A 20,902-nucleotide genomic window follows, 5' to 3' on the forward strand; every position below is an offset into this window, starting at 1 on the left:
AGTGCGACGCCCGTCTGTCTGGTGCGCGGCCTGGAGGTGGGGCTGGTCGGCCGCGACGTCGACGTCATCGACGGCGTGGACCTCACCATCCGTCCCGGTGAGATCGTCGGGCTGGTCGGCGAGTCCGGGTCGGGCAAGACCACGGCGGGCACGGCTCTGCTCGGCTACGCGCGCGCCGGAGCAGCGATCGTCGGTGGCGAGCTCGACGTGGCCGGCCACGAGCTGCGCGAGCTCTCCCCCACGCAGGTGCGCAACATCCGCGGCGTCGACGTGGCCTACGTCCCGCAGGACCCCAGCTCGGCGCTCAACCCCTCGATCCGGGTCGGCCGACAGCTGCGCGAGCTGCTCGACCTGCACGACATCGGCACCCCCGAGGAGCGCGACCGGCGCATCCGCGAGATCCTGCCCGAGGTGGGGCTGCCCGGCACCGACGAGTTCCTCGCGCGCTACCCGCACCAGATGTCCGGCGGGCAGGTGCAGCGCGTGGCGCTCGCGATGGTGTTCCTGCCGCGCCCTCAGGTGCTGGTGCTCGACGAGCCGACCACCGGGCTCGACGTCACGACGCAGGGCCGGGTGCTCGCGACCCTGGCCGAGCTATGCGAACGCTTCTCTGTCGCAGCGCTCTATGTCACCCACGACCTCGCCGTGGTCGCCTCGATCGCCGACCGCGTGGCGGTCATGTACGCCGGCCGGGTCATCGAGCAAGGGGTGACGCGGGATGTGTTCTCCTCCCCCTCGCACCCCTACACGCGCGCGCTCCTCGCGGCGATCCCGCACCTGCACCGCGCCTTCGCGCTCAAGGGCATCCCGGGCAGCACGCCGGCGCCCGGTCGGCGACCCAGCGGCTGCCGCTTCCACGACCGGTGCCGCTTCGTGGCCGAGGAGTGCACGACGATCGATCCGCCGCCGGTAGACCTCGGCAACGGTCACGAGGCCCGGTGCCTGCGCATCGCCGAGCTGCCACCGTGGGACCCGGACGACCGCGTCGTCGCCGACACCGCCCCCGACCGCGTCCGCGAGCCGTTGCTGTCGGTGTCGGACCTCGAGGTGTCCTACGGGCGGTCCACCGTCGTGCGCGACGTCAGCCTCGACCTCGCACGCTCCGAGATCGTCGCCCTGGTGGGCGAGTCCGGCTCGGGCAAGACCACCATCTCGCGGTGCGTGGGTGGCCTGCACGGCGACTGGCGCGGGCGGATCAGCCTCGACGGGGTGGAGCTGGCGCCGACCGCCCGGGCGCGCACGGTCGAGCAGCGCAAGCGCATCCAGTACGTCTTCCAGAACCCCTACCAGTCGCTCAACCCGCGACGCACCATCGAGCAGATCCTGCTGCGGCCGCTGGCCCTGTTCGGCGTCGCGCGCGGGCGACAGGCGCGAGACCGCGCCGCCGCGCTGCTCGAGTCGGTGCAGCTGGGGCCGGGCGTGCTGTCCATGCGCGCCGGAGGTCTGTCCGGGGGTGAGCGCCAGCGAGTAGCCATCGCACGCGCCCTCGCCGCCGAGCCGGACCTCCTCGTCTGCGACGAGATCACCTCTGCCCTCGACGTATCCATCCAGGCGTCGATCATCGACCTGCTCGAGGGGATCAAGCGTGAGCGCGGCATCTCGATGCTGTTCGTCACGCACGACCTCGCCCTGGCCCGCTCGGTCGCCGACCGGATGCTGGTGCTGCAGCACGGCCGGCTCGTCGAGACGGGGCTCACCGCCCAGATCCTCGACCACCCGCAGGGGCCCTACACCCAAGAGCTCATCTCGCACACGCCTCAGCTGGCGGCGGCGTTCTCCGACGGGGGCTGAGTGGGCGTTTGCGCTGCCGCGTCCACCAGCCGCTGCAGCGCTTCGGCACCATGGGCGAGGTGCCGCGCGAAGGTGTCGACGTCCGCCGCCGGCATGGTGCTCTCGTCGGTGTTGAGGCTGATCTCGTAATCACGCCCCAGCTCGTCGTCGACCGGCACGTAGTAGACGCCGATGCCGCCAACACTGGTGGGGGCGAACGCTGCTCGCACGATGAAGTCCTGAGTGCCGAGCGACGTCGTCGACAGGAAGTCGGTCGTGAGCATCCGGTAGGCCGGGTCGTCGTGCAACGGGCTGGCGTAACCGTGCCGCTGCCGCATCAGTGCCAGGCCGAAGAGGTGCCGGTCGATCGCCTGCCCGGCCTTGCACCGCTTGACCTGCTCGCGGTGCCCCTGCAGCGCCGCGGCCAGCTCCGTCGGCGTCGCGGTCCCGTCGAGCATCGCGCGGACGAGCTCGACGGCCGCCGGGGTGTTGGGTCGCAGACACTCGGTGCGCCCGGACTGGAACTCGCGCATGTCAACGGACTCGTAGGTGCTGCGCAGCCGCCCGAACGTCGCGAGCTGCGCGTAGAGCAGGATGAATTGCTGGAAGGCGTCGTGACTCACCTTGAACGGCAACGCTGCTCGCGTCGTGATGGCCGGGACGCGGACGATCCGGTAGCGCAATCCCTGCGCCAGCTCGTCGTAGGCCGTTGCACCCGTAGCCAGCTCGGCGGACAGCTCGTCCGTCAGGCGCCAGGCGAGGGGTGGCGTCGCTGATGCCTGGGTGGCGTTGTCTCTGTCGTAGGTGCTGGCCGGCAGCTGCTGCGCCCGCTGGATGATGGCACCGACGGTCGCCCCGTCGGCCATGCTGTGCTCGAAGTGGATCCCGACGAACCGGTCGTCGCTGAGCGACACCTGCAGGCTGAGCGGCTTGAACGGCCAGGCCTGGGAGCGCCCCCACGCGACGCTCTGCATGTGCTGCTCGATGGGTTGATCCTCGTCCGTGAGGTTGACGACGAAGAGCGCATCACGCAGTCGCGCGTAGGTAGCGGCGTTCTCTTCGTCAGCCAGCAGCTGCTCGAACACCGTTGCGGCAGAGCCGTTGTCGAGATATCCAGGGGTCGTGAAGTCGACCTGCTGGTCAGCCTGCTGAGCGACCTCCTGATCAACGACGGGCTCGTCGACGCTGGACGTGCCGGCGAAGGCGCCTTCCAGCGCAGCGTGCAAGGTTGCCACCGGGAGAGGTTGGCCGGCAGCGTCGCTCACCGGGAGGGCTACGGCTCGACCGTGGTGCAGCACCACCACCTCGCGGTGCTCGGGGCTGGGCGAGCCGGCCACGAACTCGTCCCGGTCCGGCCGCGGGTCGCGCAGGCCACCGCGGATCAGCTGCCACTGCTGGCCGCAGAGCTCCTCGCCGCGGGTGCTGGTCAGCGGCCGGGCCTCACCGCGCAGGTGCTCGAGGTGCACCTGCGCGAAGCGGTGGATGACGTCGGCAGCCCGCGCGAGGCCTACGCCGGGGCTCGGCATCGCGATCGCGAACCCGACGTTGCTGACGAGCGGCAGGGGGACGCGGGTGACGTGATAGGCCTCGAGCCAGGCGTCCCAGAGCCAGCTGCGGCCGGCCGCGTCCTCGGCCTTCGCGAAGTCGAGCAGCGCCTGCTGGCAACGGGGTCCGTCGCCCGTCGCGAACGCCTCGACGGCAGCCTCGGTGCGGGCCAGCTCCTCGGTGCCGAGCAGCGGCGACACCGCCTCGAGGTAGCGGTCGAGGGTCTGCGCCAGCGAGGGCACCGGGAGCGTCTTCATGGGCGTCGTCCTGGTCGGTTCGGGCACGGCGCGGTGATCGCCGTCGGTCTGCCTCGAGCATGCTGCAGGCGACGCGCCGCCGCAATCGGCACACGCCGCCTGGCACGGGTTCACCGCTTGTCCGGCGTCTGGCGGACTCCACGGTCACATCGTTGCCGCGCCGATCGTCAACCAGGTGCGCGACCATTGCGCGACAGACACACGACGGAGGTAGACATGGCTGGTTTCGACACGATCATCGTGCCCGTGACGGATGTGGCACGGGCGCGGGACTTCTATCGGGCGCTGCTCGGGGTGGAGCCCTTCGCCGACGCGCCGTACTACGTGGGCTTCATGGTCGAGGGCACCCAGCTCGGGCTCGCCCCCGGTGGTCCGACGGGTGGCGCGGGTGCGATCGCCTACTGGAGCTCCCCGGACATCCAGGCCGCAGTCAAGGCGGTCACCGCCAACGGCGGCACGATGACGGCCGACCCGCGCGACGTCGGTGGCGGCAAGCTGGTGGCCACGTTCACCGACCCCGACGGCAACACCCTCGGCCTGAGCCAGGACCCGGCCGCGTGATGCTCGATCGAGACGGCCGTTAGGCACGCAGGACGCGTCGAGATGGTGGTTAGCCACCGAAACGGCTGCTACAGCGCACATCTCGGTGCCGAAGTGCCGTGTCGACGCGGTGGGCGTGACGAAGTGCCCTCTCGGTGGCCTCGGGCCCGGCGCGCGGGTCGGCCGCCCAACCTGGTGACAGTTGTCATGCCCAGGTCATGACGGAGCATCTGATGCCGGCGCGGCGGGTGCGGGCAGGCTGAAGCCATGAACACGATCTCCAGCCCCGCCGCCCAGACCACCACCACCCAGACCGCCGCGGCCGACGCCCGGTGCCACCGCCGCTCGGTGCGAGCCGGCCTCTGGCTCATCGCCATCGGTGCCCTCATCATCGGAGACGCCCTGCGGGTCAACATCCCCCAGCAGCTCTGGGGCGTGCTGCTGTTCCTGCCCCTGGCGGGCGCGCTCGTCGCCACCTGGCGCGAGTACAGCCAGTCGCGCAGCATCGGCGGCCACCTGTGGTGGATCTTCGGGACGCTGTTCCCGGCCGCTGCGGGGGTCAGCATCCTCACGCACCGCGCGATCGACTACAGCTTCATCGTGGCCGCCGGGTTCATCGCGTTCGGCCTCGCAACGCTGCTCCGACGCCGCTGAATCTCCCCTCGTGCGACGGCTCCCCGGCACGTAGCCTCGAAGGGAGCCGATCCGCCCGAGCAACGGAGCCCGCCATGCGCAGACAGGTCGTCAACGATCCCGACCAGATGGTCGCCGAGGCCCTGGAGGGGCTGGCACTCAGCCACCCCGACCTCGTCCGCTACGACCCGCGGCGCCAGATCGTCACCCGCCGCCACCAGGCCACCGACAAGGTGGCGCTGCTCTCCGGAGGCGGGTCCGGGCACGAGCCGCTGCACGCCGGGTTCGTCGGGGTCGGCATGCTCGACGTGGCGGTCCCCGGCGCGATCTTCGCCAGCCCGACTGCGTTGCAGCTGCACGAGGGCACGCTCGCCGCGGACAACGGCCAGGGCGTCCTGCACATCGTCAAGAACTACACCGGCGACGTCCTCAACTTCACCATCGCGCGCGAGCTGGCCGACGACGACGGCGTCCGCACCGCCGAGGTGCTGGTCGACGACGACCTGGCCACTGACTCGAACAACGACGACACCGAGGACGACGAGGAGGACGACGGCGGCCCGGGCCGTCGCGGCACGGCAGCCGTGGTCGCCGTCGAAAAGCTATGTGGCGCAGCGGCGGAGGCCAGCGCGTCGCTCGACGAGCTCGCCCAGCTCGGCGCCGACGTCGTCAAGCGGTCGTCGACCCTGGCGTTCGCGCTGGAGGCGGGCACGCACCCCGGTCAGGACCGCGCCGGCTTCGACCTGGAGGCCGGCGAGGTGGAATTCGGCGTCGGCATCCACGGCGAGCGCGGTCGCTCGCGCATCGACTTCGCCGCCGCCGACGACCTCGTCGCCCACGTCGTAGACCCCCTGGTCGAGTCCCTGGGCCTGGCCCGCGGCGACGCGGTGCTCGCCATCGTGAACGACCTCGGCTCGGCCTACCCGCTCGAGACCTACGTGGCAGCCCGCGCCATGCACCGGCAGCTCGACGGCCGCGGTGTCACGGTGGCCCGCTCGCTCGTCGGGCCCTACGTCACCTCGCTCGACATGCACGGCCTGTCAATCACTTTGGTGCGCGTCGACGACGACCTGCTGCGACTCTGGGACGCACCTGTCCACACACCGGCACTCACCTGGGGAGGCGCGAGATGACTACTCTGCAAGCGGGATTCGGCGAACGTTGGGTGGCCACGCTGCAGGCGACGTTCGCCGACGCGGCCGCTGCTCTCGGCGACCTGGACCGGCAGTCCGGCGACGGCGACTTCGGCACCAACATCACCTCGGCGTTCGCCCGGGCGCGAGGCGAGGCAGAGGAGGCCCAGCCCTCGACCTACCCAGAGTGGTTGACCGCCGTCTCGCGCGGCTTCCTCGGGACCGGCGGGACGAGCGGACCGCTCTACGGGATGTTCTTCCGCGAGCTGGCCCGGTGCACCGACGGTGACGAGCCGAGCCTCGCCGAGCTGAGCGCCGGGTTCGCCGCAGGGCTCGCGACGGTGCAGAGGTACGGCAAGGCTAAGGTGGGCCACAAGACGATGGTCGACGCGCTGTCGCTGGCGGTCGATGCGCTGGAGGGCAGCTCCGACGAGAACGACCCGGCCGAGGCTCTGGGTGCCGCGGCCGACGCGGCGCAGGAGGGCGCTCGGTCGACGGCCGAGATCACCGCCCGCCGAGGCCGCGCGGCGTACGTGGGTGAGGTGTCGCGCGGCGTGCTCGACCCCGGAGCCGTCGCCATGGCGCTGGTGATCCGCGGCGCGGCGCAGGCCGCCGGCGGCTCGACCGATGCCGTCGACGCCAGCTGGATGCAGGCGTAGCCCGGCACCCCGAACCCACCTCTCCTGCTACGCAATTCAGGTCAGGCGTCGCCAATCCCAAAGTCCTCCAACCGGGTTGCCAGCAACACGTTCAGCGCGATCGACTCGCCGTCGCGAGCGCCCTTGCCCACCTGGAGAGGTGGTGGCGAGGGCTCTACGGGGACCGTGCGGAAGCGCCCGAACGTGACCGGCGGCACGACCAGCACGTAGTAGGCGCCGTCCTCGCCCAGACCGATGGAACGGTCGCGCTTGAGATACCAGCCGGTGATGCCGGTGCGATAGCGGCCGGACCCGCTCCAGGGACGCGAGGTGAGCTCCTCGGTCGGGACGCCGGCCGACTTCAGCTGCGCGACGAATCGGTCGATCAGCACCTGGGCCTCGGCGGACTCCTGCGCCTCGCGCCGATGCTGGACCTCGATCTGGTAGTTCGCGATCTCGGCCAGCTCGGCCCGTCGCTGCTCGGTCTCGTCGTCCATCGTCCTCGTCACCTCCCGCGACGCACGCCCGGCGTCGACCACACCAGTCTGCGCCGAAGGGAGCCCGGACGCGCTGCCGCACCACGGGTAGACCACCCCGGCGCACCCTTGCGCGGCGGAGGGCCGGCGTGCCTACGGTGGAGACGTCGGAACCACACCGAGGAGGTCGGACCATGCCGCAGGAGCAGTGGAGCGACAAGCGCGAGCGTCAGTACGAGCACATCAAGGAGAGCGCGCTCGAGCGCGGCGAGAGCGAGGACGTGGCCGAGGAGATCGCGGCGCGTACGGTCAACAAGGAGCGCGCCCGGGCCGGCGAGGCGAAGGAGGCGAGCAAGACCTCCCTCGATGACATCTCCTCGGGTCGGCGCGGCGGCCTACGCTCGCATCGCGGCGCCGGTGGCCGGACCCGTGACCAGCTCTACGAGGAGGCCAAGCGCAAGGGCGTCAAGGGTCGCTCCTCGATGACCAAGGCCGAGCTCGAGAAGGCCGTGGACGACTGACTCGATGACGTTCTCTCACCCCATATCGCCATCTCAGTAGATTCAGGTAGAGAGCGATAGGCCGGCGCCGAAGAGGTAGCGCAGTCTGGATGGCGCAAAGCACCAGTCAGACGCTAGGCTGTGAGCGGCTCATTCGACCGCTCAGGAGGCGGCATGCACACAGCTCCGCAGCCCTTCGTCGACTGGCGCGAGCTCGCGTCGGCCGCTGATCCGGTCCACCCGCCGACACGCGCTCGCTATCGGCGGCTGCTGAGCGACCTGCCCGCCCAGGGCGTTGCCACACCGGTCCGCGCAGATCACGGGGTCGCGGGGAGCCGGAAGCTCCACAGCGTGCTCTCGTTGCTGGCCATCCATGCGCACCAGGCGGGAGACGAAGACGGTGCGGCGACCCTGTCTGTGGGGGCGTCGGCGCTGGAGGCGGCCTTCGCCACACAGCTGGCCGATCTGGGTCGTGAGGGCCATGCCCAGGACTGGCTCGCCGACGCCCGCAGACGCACCGCGGAGGTGATCGACCACTGGCCCGGGCTGGACCGGGTCCTGCTCGCCGAGGGCCGGATTCGCGAGTCGCTCGACGCCTACGTCCTCGTCGCGTCGACCGCGAAAGGTCATCAGGGCGACGATCAGATCCTGGTCCCGGCCGAGCTTGCCGCGGAGCATAGCCTCGTCGCCGGCGATGACGTGTGGGTCCTCCAGCGCCGCCTCGGCAGAGCGGTCGTCATCGAGCTGCTGCCGGCGGCCCCGCTGGACGAAGACTGGGTGGATGTCGCCGACACCACCGGGCTCGAGTCGATGCCCACGTCCAGCGAGCTCGCGCAGATGTCCGTCGACGTCGCGCACAAGCCGCCGCGTCGGGTTCGTGTCGGCTGACCCGTCTTGCATGTCAGTTGATTATCAAAAACTATTGGACAAACGCGATACTTTTGTAGACCTTGCCATCCTCACCCTGCGCCCCCGACCACCGAACACGCGCCACCCGTAGCCTGCCGCCTTGGGCCCTTGAACGGTCCCGTCGACCGCCTGGATGGAGCAACTTCCCGAGGAACGGTCGCACGGCTCGTGACAGGAGCTCTACGTTCTGTATCCGTCAGGGTACGCAGGGTGCCCTGCCTGCCTCTGAGGCTCGCGCGCTTGTCACAAGTCGGTCGCGCTCAGCATGCAGAAGCGACTGATCGCGAAGGAGCCACCGTGACCGAGTCCGTGCAGAACCCGCACGTCCCCCAGCATCCGACCTCGCATGAACTCGCCCCAGCGCAGGTGCAGATGACGCCGTCAGCCCCAGTCCCGGTGCCACAGCAGATTGTGCCCTCGGGATGGCCTCAGGTTGCCCAGCAGAGCGCGGCGATGTCTTCGGGCATCGCCTTTCCGGGCACGGGAAGCAGCACCTACCGGGTTAACATCGCTGGCATCGAACAGGGTCCCTATCCCGTCGAGCACGTGCGCGCGCTGGCCCGCACCGGGCAGCTCGCGCCGACCGACGCCGTGAGCTACGCAGGGCAGGCGTGGGTGCCGGCGACAAGCGCGCCCGGGATCTTCTCGGACAAGTCCTACATCGCCGCCCTGCTTATCTCTTTCTTCCTTGGTGCGCTCGGCATCGACCGCTTCTATCTCGGTTACATCGGCCTCGGGGTCGCGAAACTCTTCCTCGGCTGGCTCACGTTCGGTATCTGGCCGTTGATCGACTTCATCCTGATCGCCGTCCGCCAGGTGCCGGACGCGCACGGCCGCCCCCTGCGCTGAATGCCCGGCAAGGGTCGACGCCCCGCGCCGAGACTGCAGATGTCGGACACGACACGCCGCACAGCTGTCCGACATCTGCCATCTCGGTGTCGCCCGCACAACCTTGATGCCTCGAGGCACCGAGATGGCGGTTGGCCACCACTCCCGCCTCGACACGGCACTTGGGCACCGAAACGGCTGTTACGCCAGCCATCTCAGTGGCTAGGTGCCATCTCGACGGGGTGAGCATCACCAACCGTCATCTCGGCACAGCGGGCTGAGGCCCGGGCGGGCTGCGCGCCCAGCGGCTCTCCAGGCAGGCCACCTAGGGTCGAACCCATGAGCGCCATCGTCGACTGGATCGTCGGGCTGATGGCGGTGATCGGCGCACCGGGGGTGGGTGTCGCCACAGCGCTGGAGACCGTCTTCCCGCCCATCCCCTCCGAGCTCGTCCTGCCACTCGCGGGATTCACGGCCCAACGCGGCGAGTACACGGTGCTGGCGGCGATCGTGTGGGCGACGATCGGCTCCGTGGTGGGGGCGCTCGTGCTCTACCAGCTCGGTCGCATCTGGGGTCTGGAGCGACTGCGCAGCACGGCCGAGCGCATCCCCCTGCTGCACGCCAGCGACGTGGACAAGGCCATGGACGCGTTCGCCAAACGCGGCCGCACCTCGGTGCTCGTCGGCCGACTCATCCCGGGCGTCCGCAGCTTCGTCTCCATCCCCGCGGGTATAGACCGGATGCCGCTGGCGACCTTCCTGATCTACACCACCATCGGTAGCGCCGCCTGGAACGCCCTGCTCGTCGGCCTCGGTCACGAGCTGGGGAACCGATGGACGCTGGTGGAGACGTACGTCGGCCGCTTCTCGACCGTCGTGTGGACCCTCATCGGCCTCGCCGTCGCCGTGTTCGTCACGCGCCGGCTGCGCCGGCGGTCGCGGGCTCTCGCGGAGGCCGAGTCGCGGTAGAGCCTTTAGCTGCCTTGCGCGGCCTGGGCTCGACGCCGTGCGGCGACGGCCTTGCGCGCAGCCTTGGCTTGCGCGAGGACAGTCTCTAGGTCCTCGTCGTCGAAGGGCGCTGCGACCTCAGCGAGCGCGCGACACTGCTCTTCCTTGCGGCGCTCGCGATACTCGAGGACATCCTGGAGCCGCACCTTGCGCCGGGTGCTGACTCGCTCGAAGGGCATGCGGCCTTCGTCGAGGAACTTCACGAGGGTGGGGCGCGTGACCCCCAGCAGATCGGCGGCTTGCTGGGTGGTCAGGACAGGGTCGTTCGGCGTAACGGTGATGGCTTTCCCCGCCTGCATCGCTGTGACGACTTGCTGAAGGATCTCGTAGACCGGCTCCGGCAGCGGCACATCACCACGGGGTCCCCGCAGTGCGAACTCTGCCTGGGGGTTGGGTGCGTCGGTCAGGGCCTGCTCGACAGGGGTCAGCTCCTGGTGGGTGGCCGGGAGATAGGTTCGCGCGGTGAGGGTCATCGCCGTGCCCTCTCTGGTTCAGAGAAGAAAGCATAAGTCACTTTCGTTTTTTTCGCTACGGGTCAACGCCCGCGGCGACCCGGCCCGCCAGATGGCGGGAGGTCTACGGGGCGGGCGCGCCCACGGCGACGAGGTGCCGCTGCGCGGCGCGGGCGGCGGGGTGCATGGCTGCTGCGGCCGCGACGGCGATGACCGCGATGACCGCCCAGCCGACGGTGCCCCACTGGAGCGCCAGGAAGGTGTAGAGCGCGGGGAAGATGATCGGTTCGATCTGGTAGCCAAGCCCCCAGATCCCTTGGTAGTCACCGAGCCTGCGGTGGTCGGACAGCTCGCTGGTGAAGCCCCAGTCCGCCGCGGACTGCCACAGCTCGGCACCGGTGATCGTCACGTGGCCCGCCCAGATGAGCAGGATCGACACCCAGCCGACCGTCTGGTGGGTGACGGCGATGATGGCGCACGAGATGACGAACGCCCAGCCCGACCAGCGCACGGCACGCAGGCACCCGTTGACGGAATCGGCCACCCGCGAGGCGCGAACCTGCAGCAGCACGGCCAGCACGGTGTTCGTGCCGAACAACCAGGCCAGCAAGGTGTGCGGCGCGTCCGTGCGGCTCACGAGCCACAGCGGGACGACCACGTTGAGCAGCACCTGGTTGGAGGCCAGCACGCCGTTGCCCATCGCCAGTGCGACGAAGCCCCGGTTGCGCCACGCCGCGGGCGCCGCTTCGAGGGCGTCCTCGATCGTCGCCGTGGGCACCGGGCGCTCGATCGCGGGCAGGCGCGTGATCACCTGAATCGCGTTGATCACCAACAAGGCTCCCGTCAGCAGCGGGATCAGCTTGACGGCCGACAGGCCGAGGCCGAGGGCTACGCCGCTGGCGCCGGCGCCGAGGGTGTAGCCGACGTTGCGCGCGGCTCGCTGGTAGGCCATCGACCGCACCCGCTGCTCGCGCGAGAACACGGCGAGCCGGTAGACGTTGCGGGCGTTGCGTCCTGCCGACTCGAAGACCGCCAGCACCGACAGCATCGCGATGTAGCCGACGAGACCGCCGATGAACGGCCACACGAAGTACAGCGCGGCTTCGACCGCAGCGGACAGCACCCAGAGCGGCTTGGCGCCCATCCGGTCGGCGAGCCGTCCCATGGGGATCTGCAGCACGAGCGCCACGAGCGCGGCCACCGACATGCCCAGACCGACCTGAGCACCGGTCAGCCCGACGACCTGCGTGAAGTAGACGGCCGTCCCGGTCAGGAACGTCCCCGTCGCGAACGCGGAGAGCACGCTCTGGTAGACCAGGTCGCGCTCGAGAACCGTCGGGGGCAGGATCCGTCGCCACCCTTGCATGCTCATGACACCTCCGCTATCTCGATGTCAAGATAGCCGAGGGCGGGGCCCGCGCGGCAAGTGATTTAGGCGACCGGGCGCGCCGCTCCCACCGTCACCGCGCGTGGGCGGCGGCGATGACCTCCTGGTAGAACCGGGCCGAGTCCTTCAGGGTGCGCTCGCCGGTGGGGTAGTCGACACGGATGATGCCGAAGCGCTTGCTGTAGCCGTAGGCCCACTCGAAGTTGTCCATCAGCGACCAGAGGAAGTAGCCGCCGACGGGGGTGCCGTGGTCGATGGCGTCGGCGACGGCGTTGAGGTGGCCGACGAGGTAGCCGACGCGGTCGGCGTCGTGGACCTGTCCGTCCTCGCTGACGACGTCGGGGTAGGCCGCGCCGTTCTCGGTGACCATCAACGGGATTCGCGGGAAGCGCGCGTGGGTGCGGTCGAGCAGGTCGGTGAGACCGGACGGGCGCACCAGCCAGCCCATCGCCGTGTGCTCCCCCTGCTGGGGGACGAGGTCTACGTCGTCGCAGCCGACGAACGGGGTGCGGTCGCTCGACTTATGCGCGTTGTCGTCGACGCGCGGCGACGTGCCGTCCCACTGCCGCGCGGTGCCGGTCGTGTAGTAGTTGATGCCGAGCACGTCGAGTGGCTGGTGGATGATCGCGAGGTCGCCGTCCTGCACGAACGACCAGTCCGTGATCGCCTTGGTGTCCTCGATCAGGTCAGTTGGGTACTCCCCCAACAACATCGGGTCGAGGAAGATGTCGTTGGCCACCGCGTCGATGCGGCGCACGGCGCGACGGTCGGCCTCCGACGACTCGTCCTCGGGATAGGTCACGTGCAGGTTGAGCGTCACCGAGCACCGGGCGTCCGGCAGCTCCTCGCGGATCGCCCGCACGGCGAGCCCGTGCGCCAGGTTGAGGTGGTGCGCGGCGGCGAGCGCGGCCGCCGGCTCCTGACGCCCGGGCGCGTGCACCCCCGCGGCGTAGCCCAGGAACGCCGAGCACCACGGCTCGTTGAGCGTGGTCCAGACGTCGACGCGGTCGCCGAGCTCGCGCGCGAGGTGCCGCGCGTAGTCCTCGAACCGCAGCGCCGTCTCGCGGTTCGCCCAGCCGCCCGCGTCCTCCAGGTCCTGCGGCAGGTCCCAGTGGTAGAGCGTGACGACCGGCTTGATCCCGGCCTCGATGAGTCCGTCGAGCAGGTCGCGGTAGAACGTGAGGCCGTCCTCATTGAACTCACCGGACCCCTTCGGCTGGATCCGCGGCCACGCGATCGAGAGCCGATACGCGTCGAGGCCCAGCTCCTGCATCAGCTCGATGTCCTCCGGCCACCGGTGGTAGTGGTCGCACGCCACCTCACCGGTGTCGCCGTCGAGGACCTTGCCGGGCGTACCGGAGAAGGTGTCCCAGATCGACGGACCGCGCCCGCCCTCCTTGGCGCCGCCCTCGATCTGGTAGGATGCGGTCGCCGAGCCCCAGACGAAGTCCTTCGGGAAGCTGTCGAGGCGCACCTGCTTGACGGCAGCGGCGATGTCCGCGGCGGTGTCGGCGGCAGTGTCAGGAGCCGAGGTGTCGGCGGCGGTGCTCGGGGTGGTGGTCATGCGATCTCCTTGGACGAGGTGCGAGACGACGGGCGGCCGTGGTGGTCGGCCACGAGCTGGTTGGCGGAGCGCAGGACCCGCGCCGAGACGAGCTCCGCCGGGTCCAGGTCGGTGGTGGAACGGACGACGAAGGTGTGCGACTCCCCGGGCGTCAGGGTGACGAGCCCGGAGTCGAACCGCGCGTCAGGGTCGAGCTTGTCGACGAGCAGCATCAGGTCGAGGGTGAGCGTCGGCGAGGTGACGGTCACCTCGTAACCGTCGGCGGTGCGGTCTACGGACGTGATGAGGGTGTCCTCCAGCGGCAGGTCGATCGGCTCTACCGGTGGCATCACGACGTGCCGGTCAGCGAGCTCGACGTCGGCGACGTGGCCGGGCCGGGGGTTGCCGAGCACGCGGTAGGCCACGCCCCGCGGCGGCACGTGCAGCGGCTCGAGCGCGTGCGTCTCGCCCTCGGTCGCGGGCAGCAGGTACTCGTGCCACACGCCCTCGACGACCCACTCCTCGTCGGTGTCGTTGGAGCAGACGAGCGCGAGGTTGCCGTCGCGCGGCTGCAGGGTCGCGAGCCGGTCGGCGTAGACCTCCCGCAGGGCAAACCAGAGCGGCTTGCGGATGCCGGCCGAGTCGACCGCCGCCCACGACGTCACCGGCCAGCAGTCGTTGAGCTGCCACACGATCGAGCCCATGCACAGCGGCTGCAGCGAGCGGAAGTGCTCGATCGCGAAGCGCACGGCACGCGCCTGCTGCAGCTGCGTCGCCCAGTGCCAGTCCTCGAATTCCGTTGGCAGCGGCAGGTGCCCACGAATCCCGTAGGTGAGCTTGTCGTCACCCCAGAGCGCCTTCTGGTGCACCAGCATCTGCGGCGACGTCGGTGTCGTCGGCTCGTCGTGGACCGCACCGACGAGGGTGCTCCACGCCGGCGGACCCTGATAGCCGAACTCGCTGACGAACCGCGGCTGGTAGCGCGCGTAGACGCTCTGGTCGGCGGCGTTCCACCCGTCCCAGATGTGCATGGTGCCGTGGTGCGGCGAGTTCGGGTGCTGATCCTCGTCGAACGACCACGGGCTGCCCGGCGAGTACGGCCGGCTCGGGTCGAGCTCGGCGAGCAGCTCCGGCAACAGCTGGAGGTAAAACCCGTAGCCCCAGGAGCGGTCCTCGAGCGTCTCGGCCCAGTGCCAGTCGACGAAGCCCCAGAGGTTCTCGTTGTTGCCGTTCCACACGGCGAGGCTCGGGTGCGCGGACAGACGCGGCACGGTGTCGCGCACCTCGGCGACGACCTCCTCGCGCAGCCGCTCCTCGTCGTAGGCCGCGCAGGCGAACAGGAAGTCCTGCCAGACCAGCACGCCGGCCTCGTCGCACGCGGCGTAGAACGCGTCGTCCTCGTAGATCCCCCCACCCCAGATGCGCAGCAGGTTCATCCCCGCGTCGGCGGCGTCCGCGACGGCCCGCGCGTACTGCTCGGGCGTGATCCGGGACGGGAAGCAGTCGTCCGGGATCCAGTTCGCGCCCTTGACAAAGAGCTCGACTCCGTTGACCGCCAACGCAAATCGCCGGCCGTGCCCGTCCTCGCTCGTGTCCAGCGTGACGGTCCGGAATCCGGTGCGAATGGTCCGGGAGTCGTACTGTTGGCCGCCGTCGCGCGCGTCGCTACCCGCCGGCGACCCATCACCGTCCAGCAGCTCCACCCCCACGTCGTAGAGCGGCTGGTCACCGTGCGCGAGCGGCCACCAGGGCTCCACTCCCGGGACGTCGAGCCGCCCGCGGGCTACCCCGTCGACGACGGGCAGCCGCACCTCGGCCTCGCCGCACGTGACCCGCAGCTCAAGCGGCCGGTCGTCGACCGCCTCGACGGCGACGTCGATGTCGAGCGAGCCCTGCCGGGCGGCGCCGTCCCACCCAGGCAGCAGCGTGGTCGCGCCGAGGCGTGCACCGGTCCAGCGGCGCACCTCGACCGGCCGCCAGAGCCCGGCGGTCACGAGGTCCGGGCCCCAGTCCCAGCCGAAGTTGCACGCCATCTTGCGCAGCGCGTTGAACGGGTGGTGGTTGACGTGGATGCGGTGCTGCTGCTCCTGCGCCGCGAGGTAGGCCGCGTGCAGCTGGGCGTCGAAGGTGACGACGAGCGGCAGCTCTCCGCGCCCGGCGAACCGGGTCACGTCGAGGACGTGCGTCCGGTGCTGGTTGCGCACCTCGGCCAGCAGCTCACCGCCCAGCTCGATCGTGGCGACCGTGTCGACTCCGTGGAGGACGAGCTCTACCCGCTCGTCGTCGGACGCCGCCGCCACGAGATCGAGCGCGGTCGCGAATTCCCAACGGGTCCAACCGATCCAGTGCAGGTCGTGCTCGTTGGCCCCGTCGTAGGGATCGGGGATGAGCCCGGCGGCGAGCAGGTCGGTGTGGACGCACCCGGGCACGGTGGCGGGGATGCTGTCGGGCAGCTCGGGCTTGGCCTGCCACAGCTGCGGGCAGTCGGCCGCGAGGTCGCCGGGGGTGCCTTGCGGCAGGTCGGCGAGCGGCTCCGGCTGATCGAGGGCACGCAGGGTCCAGCCCTGCACGGGCGTGACGTTCATGAGGATCCTTCGTCGAGGTCTACTTGACCGCGCCGGCGGTCATGCCGGCCACGAGGTGACGTTGCGCGAGCAGGAAACCGACGACCACGGGCACGCTGACGACCAAGGAGGCGGCCATGATCTCGTTCCAGTAGACGTTCGTCTGGGTGGCGTACTGGCGCAGGCCGACCGCGAGGGTGCGGTTCTCGTCGGTGGTCATGACGGAGGCGAAGAGGACCTCGCCCCAGGACGTCATGAACGAGTAGATCGCGACCGAGATGACACCGGGCAGCGCGGCGGGAAGCACGATCTGCCACAACGTCTTCCACCGGCTGGCGCCGTCCACGAGGGCGGCGTCGTCGAGGTCGCGCGGGATGCCGTCGAAGTAGCCGACCAGCATCCAGATCGAGAACGGCAGGCTGAACGTCAGGTAGGTGATGATCAGCCCGATGCGGGTGCCGACGAGCTTGATGCCGAGGCTGGTGTCGATGTTGACGAAGATGAGGAACAGCGGCAGCAGGAAGAGCACGCCGGGGAACATCTGCGTCGACAAGATGGTGGTCGTGAACGTCGAGCGCCCGTGGAAGTGGAAGCGCGAGACGGCGTAGGCCGCGAGGATCGCGATGAACACGCTGACGACCGTCGCGACGGTGGCGACGATGATGCTGTTGACGAAGTAGTGCGCCAGCGGCACGGTCGACCACATCGACACGAACGGCTGATAGGTGAGGTGCGACGGGAGCCAGGTGAACGCGCCCTGCACGTCGCCGAGCGGCTTCAGCGACGAGGTGGCCATGACGTAGAGCGGCACCGTCGTGAAGATGGTGAGGAAGGTCAGGACGACCCAGCGCAGGATCCTCGAGGCGGTGGTGTCACGCATTGGCGGACCTCCTGTTCGTCAGCGCGAGATAGAGGCCGGTCACGATCATCAGGAAGATCAGCAGCAGACAGCTCATCGCGGCACCGCTGCCGAAGTTCCAGGTGAGGAACGACGCGTTGTAGATGTGGAACGAGATGAGGTCACCGGCGGGTGGCTGCGCGGAGCCGAACAGGACGAACGGCGTGTTGAAGTCGCAGAAGGTCCACAGGAACAGCACGAAGATCAGCACGGTGTTGACCGGGCGCAGCATCGGCAGCGTGATCATCCGCCAGGCCTTGAGCGGTCTGGCGCCGTCGACCTCGGCCGCCTCGTAGACGTCCTGCGGGATGGATTGCAACCCAGCCATGATCGTGAGGAAGGCGAACGGCCACAGTCGCCAGATGGCTACCACCACCAGGGACACGAAGGCGTTGTTGCCGATCAGCCAGAACGGACGGGTGTCCGTCAGGTGCAGCTGGTCGACGAGGATGTGGTTCACCAGGCCGGTGTCGCGCTGCAGCATGAAGTTCCACGTGATGATGCCTGCGTAGGCCGGCAGCGCATAGGGCACGAGGAACAGGGTGCGGAAGAACGCGCGCCCCTTGAACTCCTTCTGCAGCACGACCGCGGCCAGCATCCCGAGCGCCCACGCGAAGAGCACGGCGAGGGCCGAGAACGCGCAGGTGACCAGGAAGGACTGCAGCAGTCGCTGCCCGACGATGCCGTTGAAGTCGACGGCGACGCGGTAGTTCTTCAACCCGACGAACGGCGCGGCCGACCAGTTGCGGATGAAGAACTTGGTCAGTTGGATGAACGACATCCAGACGCCCACCGCCATCGGGATGAGGTGGATGGCCAGCTCGAAGATGACCGCCGGGGCGATCAGCAGATAGGGCAGCCAGCCGCCCGTGGTCCTCGGCCGCTCACGCTTCTTCCGGCGGGTGGTCGAGGCGCCCGGGGCGGGGGCGATCTGTGGGACGGCGCTCATCGTCGAGCCTCCTTCCAGGTGGTGGCGCGGCGGGTCAGCTGGAGGCCGCGACCTGGTCCTGGGCGTCCTTCATGGCGGCCTTGACGTCGGCGGCGGAGACGGTGCCGCCGGACGCGATCTTGGCGAACATTGCGTTCATCGCCTTGCCGACCGTGGACTCGAACTGGTCCTCCGCGGGCACGAGCGGCAGCGGGGCCGAGCGCGTGTTGTAGATCTCCTGGAAGGTCTTGGCCTCCTCGGCGTTCTCGGTGAAGACGGGGGTCTCCCCCTTGAGCACCGGCAGCGAGGAGAACGGCTTGCCGAGCGTCTTCTGCGTCGAGGCGTCGGTCATGAACTTCACGAACTTCAGCGCCGCGTCCTGGTTCTTGGTGTTCTTGAAGACCGACAGGTTGATGCCCGCGACGTGCGAGGCCGTGTTGTTCTTGGCGTCCGCGGGGGCGGGGAAGGGCACGACGCCGTACTCGTCGGCCTTCATCCCGTTGGCGATGATCGAGGCGTCGGCGTTGTTCTGGTTGATGATCATCGCCGCCTTCTTGGCGGAGAAGTCGGCGACGGACTTGGTGCCGTTGTCGTACTGCGCGTTCGAGGGGTTGACGACCTTGTGGGTCTGCATGAGGTCGAGGTAGCGCACGATGCCTTGAACGTTGGCGTCGGTGTCGAAGGTCGGCTGCCCGGACGCGTCGAAGAAGTTGCCGCCGTTTTGCTGGCTGTTGATGAAGGCGAAGTGGTTGTTCTCGGTGTAGGAGCCGGCGGCCAGGCTCATGCCGTAGACGTTCGTGGACGGGTTGGTCAGCTTCTTGGCGTCCGCGACCATCTCCTCCCACGTGGTGGGCGGGGTGAGGCCGGCGGCCTTGAACATCGCCTTGTTGTAGTAGAGGCCATACGCGAGACCGTAGAGCGGCACGGACGTCGGGTCCTCGCCCTCCTTGCCGCCGGTCTTGAGGGCCGTCTCGACGAACTTGTCCTTGCCGCCGATCGCCTCCATGGCCTTGGCGTCGAACGGCAGGAAGGCGCCCGTGGCCTGCAGCGACGCCGCCCAGGTGTTGCCGATGTTGACCACGTCCGGGCCCTGGCCGGAGGTGACCGCGGTCTGGATGCGGGTCTGCAGGTCGTTCCACCCGATGACCTCGAGGTTGACCTTGATGCCGGTCTGCTTCTGGAAGGCGTCGAGCACCGGCGTCAGCTGCTTCTTGTCGTCGTCCAGGCTGGTGCCCTGGTTGCTGGCCCAGTAGGTCAGCGTGCTGCCACCGGCCGCGGCCCCCGGGCTGGCGGACGTCGTGTCGCCGCCACCGCCGCCACCGCAGGCGCTGAGCCCCAGGGTGAGCGCGGTCGCGGTGGTGAGCGCAAGAACGGTACGGATCTTCACAGCTGACTCCCTTGTCAACGGGCCCAGGTGAGTGAAGTCCAGCAGAGTGGTGTACGACGGACCCGAGTGAGCGCGTGCCTCCGACGTAGGCGCGGCCACCGGGTGGATCCTTCGAGTGATCTGCGAAAACCGACTCGAAGAAGGAACCACAACGATGACCGCTGTACCCAGTATCGACCCTGCCCGCTTCCTCGACGAGCAGCTGTCGGGCCTTACCCCCGGATCTTGGACACGGGGTGTGATTACGCGGCGGTTGGCAGCGTAGCGGCCCGGCGGGCCTCGTAGGTGGACGGGGAGAGGTAGCCGCACCAGCTGTGACGGCGGCGGGTGTTGTAGCGGACGAGCCATCTGAAGACCTGCCGGCGGCAGGTCAGCTCGTCGGGCCAGCAGGCGGTGTCTTGGAGGACCTCGCGCTTCATCGTGGCGTTGAACGACTCCGCGAGTGCGTTGTCGGCCGACGAGCCGACGGCGCCCATCGACTGGGTGACGCCGAACTTCTTGCAGAGCTGGGCGTAGGCCTTGGAGCAGTAGACCGACCCGTGGTCGCTGTGGAAGATCGCGCCCTTGAGGCTGTCTCGGGTCGCGGCCGCGACGTTCAACGCTTCCTCGACGAGTTCGGTGCGCATGTGGTCGGCGATCGCCCAGCCGGCGAGCCGTCGGGAGTAGCAGTCGATCACGGTCGCCAGGTACAGATTCGTCCCGTCCGCGAGCGGGAGGTAGGTGATGTCGCCGACGTAGCGCCGGTTGGGGCGCTCGGCGGTGAAGTCGCGCTGGAGCAGGTCGGGGTACTTCTGCCCCGACGGCTCGGGGATCGTGGTCCGCACCCGCCGCCTCTTCACATAGCCACGGATGCCCTCGGCCCGCATCACCCGCGCGACGCGCTTGTGGTTGACCCGCTCACCGGCAGGGGTGTTGTCGTTGAGCTCGGCGGTGACCCGCGGCGCACCGCAAGTGTTGTCCTCGGCGTGGACGGCCCTGATCCGCTCCGCGAGCTCGGCATCGGCCCGAGCTCGCTCTTCGCGTGCCGGGGCTGCCTTGAGCCAGGCGTAGTAGGAGGAGCGCTCGATCTCGACGAGCTCGCACAGTCGCTTCACCTCGAAGGTGGCGCGGAGTTGTCGGCGACGAACTGGAAGCGACTCACCAGCGCGTCTCCCCGGCGAAATACTTGGCCGCCCGCTGCAGGATCTCCCGCTCGGTGGTGAGCTTGGTGGTCTCGGCCCGCAGCGCCGCGTTCTCGGCCTCCAGTCGGTCGATCTTCTGCTCCGGCGTCTCACCTTCGGGCGCCGAGGAGTTCTTCCTCGACGGCCTGGACTGCAGTGGGCTGGAGGTCAACGTCCCGTCAGCAGCGGTCTTCTTGCCGGTCCCGTAGACCTCGAGCCAACCCCGCAGCGTGCCACGCACGATGCCGAGGTCCTCGGCGATGCCGCGGACCGTGGCACCCGGGGTGGACTCGTACAAGTCGACGGCCTGACGACGGAACTCCTCGGAATAGTTCTTCCTAGCCAT

At 69.4% G+C, this 20,902-nt stretch carries 18 protein-coding genes and 1 pseudogene; 9 read left to right on the forward strand and 10 right to left on the reverse strand.

Annotated features, from left to right (window positions below):
• The first annotated feature begins 21 nt into the window (after positions 1–21).
• Positions 22–1,791: an ABC transporter ATP-binding protein gene (locus MM440_RS06025; RefSeq protein WP_241443434.1), complete on the forward strand. Its 1,770-nt coding sequence runs from the start codon at positions 22–24 to the stop codon at positions 1,789–1,791.
• Here the strand turns inward: MM440_RS06025 and MM440_RS06030 are convergent.
• Entirely contained in the window at positions 1,758–3,572 is a 1,815-nt protein-coding gene (locus MM440_RS06030; RefSeq protein ID WP_241443435.1) for a choline/carnitine O-acyltransferase, read from the reverse strand. The two genes, MM440_RS06025 and MM440_RS06030, sit on opposite strands and share 34 nt — an antisense overlap.
• A gap of 216 nt (positions 3,573–3,788) precedes the next feature.
• On the opposite strand from MM440_RS06030, the gene MM440_RS06035 reads away from it, so the two are divergent.
• The 4 genes from MM440_RS06035 to dhaL all read left to right on the forward strand — a co-directional run bounded on the left by MM440_RS06035 (position 3,789) and on the right by dhaL (position 6,537).
• The gene (locus MM440_RS06035) at positions 3,789–4,133 is read left to right on the forward strand and encodes a VOC family protein (protein ID WP_241443436.1); all 345 of its coding nucleotides are present in this window, start codon (positions 3,789–3,791) and stop codon (positions 4,131–4,133) included.
• Positions 4,134–4,379: 246 nt separating this feature from the next.
• Positions 4,380–4,766, forward strand: a complete 387-nt coding sequence (locus tag MM440_RS06040) for a hypothetical protein (protein WP_241443437.1) — start codon at positions 4,380–4,382, stop codon at positions 4,764–4,766.
• 74 nt (positions 4,767–4,840) lie between these two features.
• Positions 4,841–5,878, forward strand: a complete 1,038-nt coding sequence (locus MM440_RS06045; RefSeq protein ID WP_241443438.1) for a dihydroxyacetone kinase subunit DhaK — start codon at positions 4,841–4,843, stop codon at positions 5,876–5,878.
• Positions 5,875–6,537 carry a dihydroxyacetone kinase subunit DhaL gene (dhaL, locus tag MM440_RS06050; protein WP_241443439.1) on the forward strand — a complete coding sequence of 221 codons (663 nt, stop codon included), beginning with the start codon at positions 5,875–5,877 and terminating at the stop codon, positions 6,535–6,537. The genes MM440_RS06045 and dhaL overlap by 4 nt, the downstream gene beginning before the upstream one ends.
• 41 nt (positions 6,538–6,578) lie before the next feature.
• Here dhaL and MM440_RS06055 read toward each other — a convergent pair whose 3' ends face one another.
• Entirely contained in the window at positions 6,579–7,013 is a 435-nt protein-coding gene (locus MM440_RS06055; protein ID WP_241443440.1) for a hypothetical protein, read from the reverse strand.
• Positions 7,014–7,186: 173 nt separating this feature from the next.
• Here MM440_RS06055 and MM440_RS06060 point away from each other — a divergent pair, with 173 nt between their 5' ends.
• The 4 genes from MM440_RS06060 to MM440_RS06075 all read left to right on the forward strand — a co-directional run bounded on the left by MM440_RS06060 (position 7,187) and on the right by MM440_RS06075 (position 10,198).
• Entirely contained in the window at positions 7,187–7,513 is a 327-nt protein-coding gene (locus tag MM440_RS06060; RefSeq protein ID WP_241443441.1) for a plasmid stabilization protein, read from the forward strand.
• Positions 7,514–7,843: 330 nt separating this feature from the next.
• Positions 7,844–8,380, forward strand: coding sequence for a hypothetical protein (locus MM440_RS06065; RefSeq protein ID WP_241443442.1), 537 nt, complete (start codon positions 7,844–7,846; stop codon positions 8,378–8,380).
• 318 nt (positions 8,381–8,698) lie between these two features.
• Positions 8,699–9,250 (forward strand): TM2 domain-containing protein, encoded by a 552-nt coding sequence (locus tag MM440_RS06070; protein WP_241443443.1) that lies wholly within the window; start codon positions 8,699–8,701, stop codon positions 9,248–9,250.
• A gap of 318 nt (positions 9,251–9,568) precedes the next feature.
• Positions 9,569–10,198 carry a DedA family protein gene (locus tag MM440_RS06075; protein WP_241443444.1) on the forward strand — a complete coding sequence of 210 codons (630 nt, stop codon included), beginning with the start codon at positions 9,569–9,571 and terminating at the stop codon, positions 10,196–10,198.
• A gap of 5 nt (positions 10,199–10,203) precedes the next feature.
• Here the strand turns inward: MM440_RS06075 and MM440_RS06080 are convergent, their stop codons facing one another.
• From MM440_RS06080 to MM440_RS06115, 8 genes and pseudogenes are all read right to left on the reverse strand, one after another.
• Positions 10,204–10,710 carry an excisionase family DNA-binding protein gene (locus MM440_RS06080; RefSeq protein WP_241443445.1) on the reverse strand — a complete coding sequence of 169 codons (507 nt, stop codon included), beginning with the start codon at positions 10,708–10,710 and terminating at the stop codon, positions 10,204–10,206.
• A gap of 103 nt (positions 10,711–10,813) precedes the next feature.
• The gene (locus tag MM440_RS06085; protein ID WP_241443446.1) at positions 10,814–12,061 is read right to left on the reverse strand and encodes an MFS transporter; all 1,248 of its coding nucleotides are present in this window, start codon (positions 12,059–12,061) and stop codon (positions 10,814–10,816) included.
• An 88-nt stretch (positions 12,062–12,149) separates the two neighbouring features.
• On the reverse strand, positions 12,150–13,640 hold the full coding sequence (locus MM440_RS06090) for a GH1 family beta-glucosidase (RefSeq protein ID WP_241443447.1): 1,491 nt from the start codon (positions 13,638–13,640) through the stop codon (positions 12,150–12,152).
• Positions 13,637–16,204, reverse strand: a complete 2,568-nt coding sequence (locus MM440_RS06095) for a glycoside hydrolase family 2 protein (RefSeq protein WP_241443448.1) — start codon at positions 16,202–16,204, stop codon at positions 13,637–13,639. Before MM440_RS06095 ends, MM440_RS06090 begins: the two co-directional genes overlap by 4 nt.
• Before the next feature lie 19 nt (positions 16,205–16,223).
• Positions 16,224–17,063 carry a carbohydrate ABC transporter permease gene (locus tag MM440_RS06100; protein WP_241443449.1) on the reverse strand — a complete coding sequence of 280 codons (840 nt, stop codon included), beginning with the start codon at positions 17,061–17,063 and terminating at the stop codon, positions 16,224–16,226.
• The gene (locus MM440_RS06105) at positions 17,056–18,030 is read right to left on the reverse strand and encodes a carbohydrate ABC transporter permease (RefSeq protein ID WP_241443450.1); all 975 of its coding nucleotides are present in this window, start codon (positions 18,028–18,030) and stop codon (positions 17,056–17,058) included. Before MM440_RS06105 ends, MM440_RS06100 begins: the two co-directional genes overlap by 8 nt.
• Positions 18,031–18,064: 34 nt before the next feature.
• The gene (locus tag MM440_RS06110; protein ID WP_241443451.1) at positions 18,065–19,396 is read right to left on the reverse strand and encodes an ABC transporter substrate-binding protein; all 1,332 of its coding nucleotides are present in this window, start codon (positions 19,394–19,396) and stop codon (positions 18,065–18,067) included.
• 242 nt (positions 19,397–19,638) lie between these two features.
• Positions 19,639–20,902 (reverse strand): annotated as a pseudogene (locus tag MM440_RS06115) (IS3-like element ISTesp3 family transposase).

Source organism: Arsenicicoccus piscis, assembly GCF_022568835.1.
Taxonomy (GTDB): domain Bacteria; phylum Actinomycetota; class Actinomycetes; order Actinomycetales; family Dermatophilaceae; genus Arsenicicoccus; species Arsenicicoccus piscis.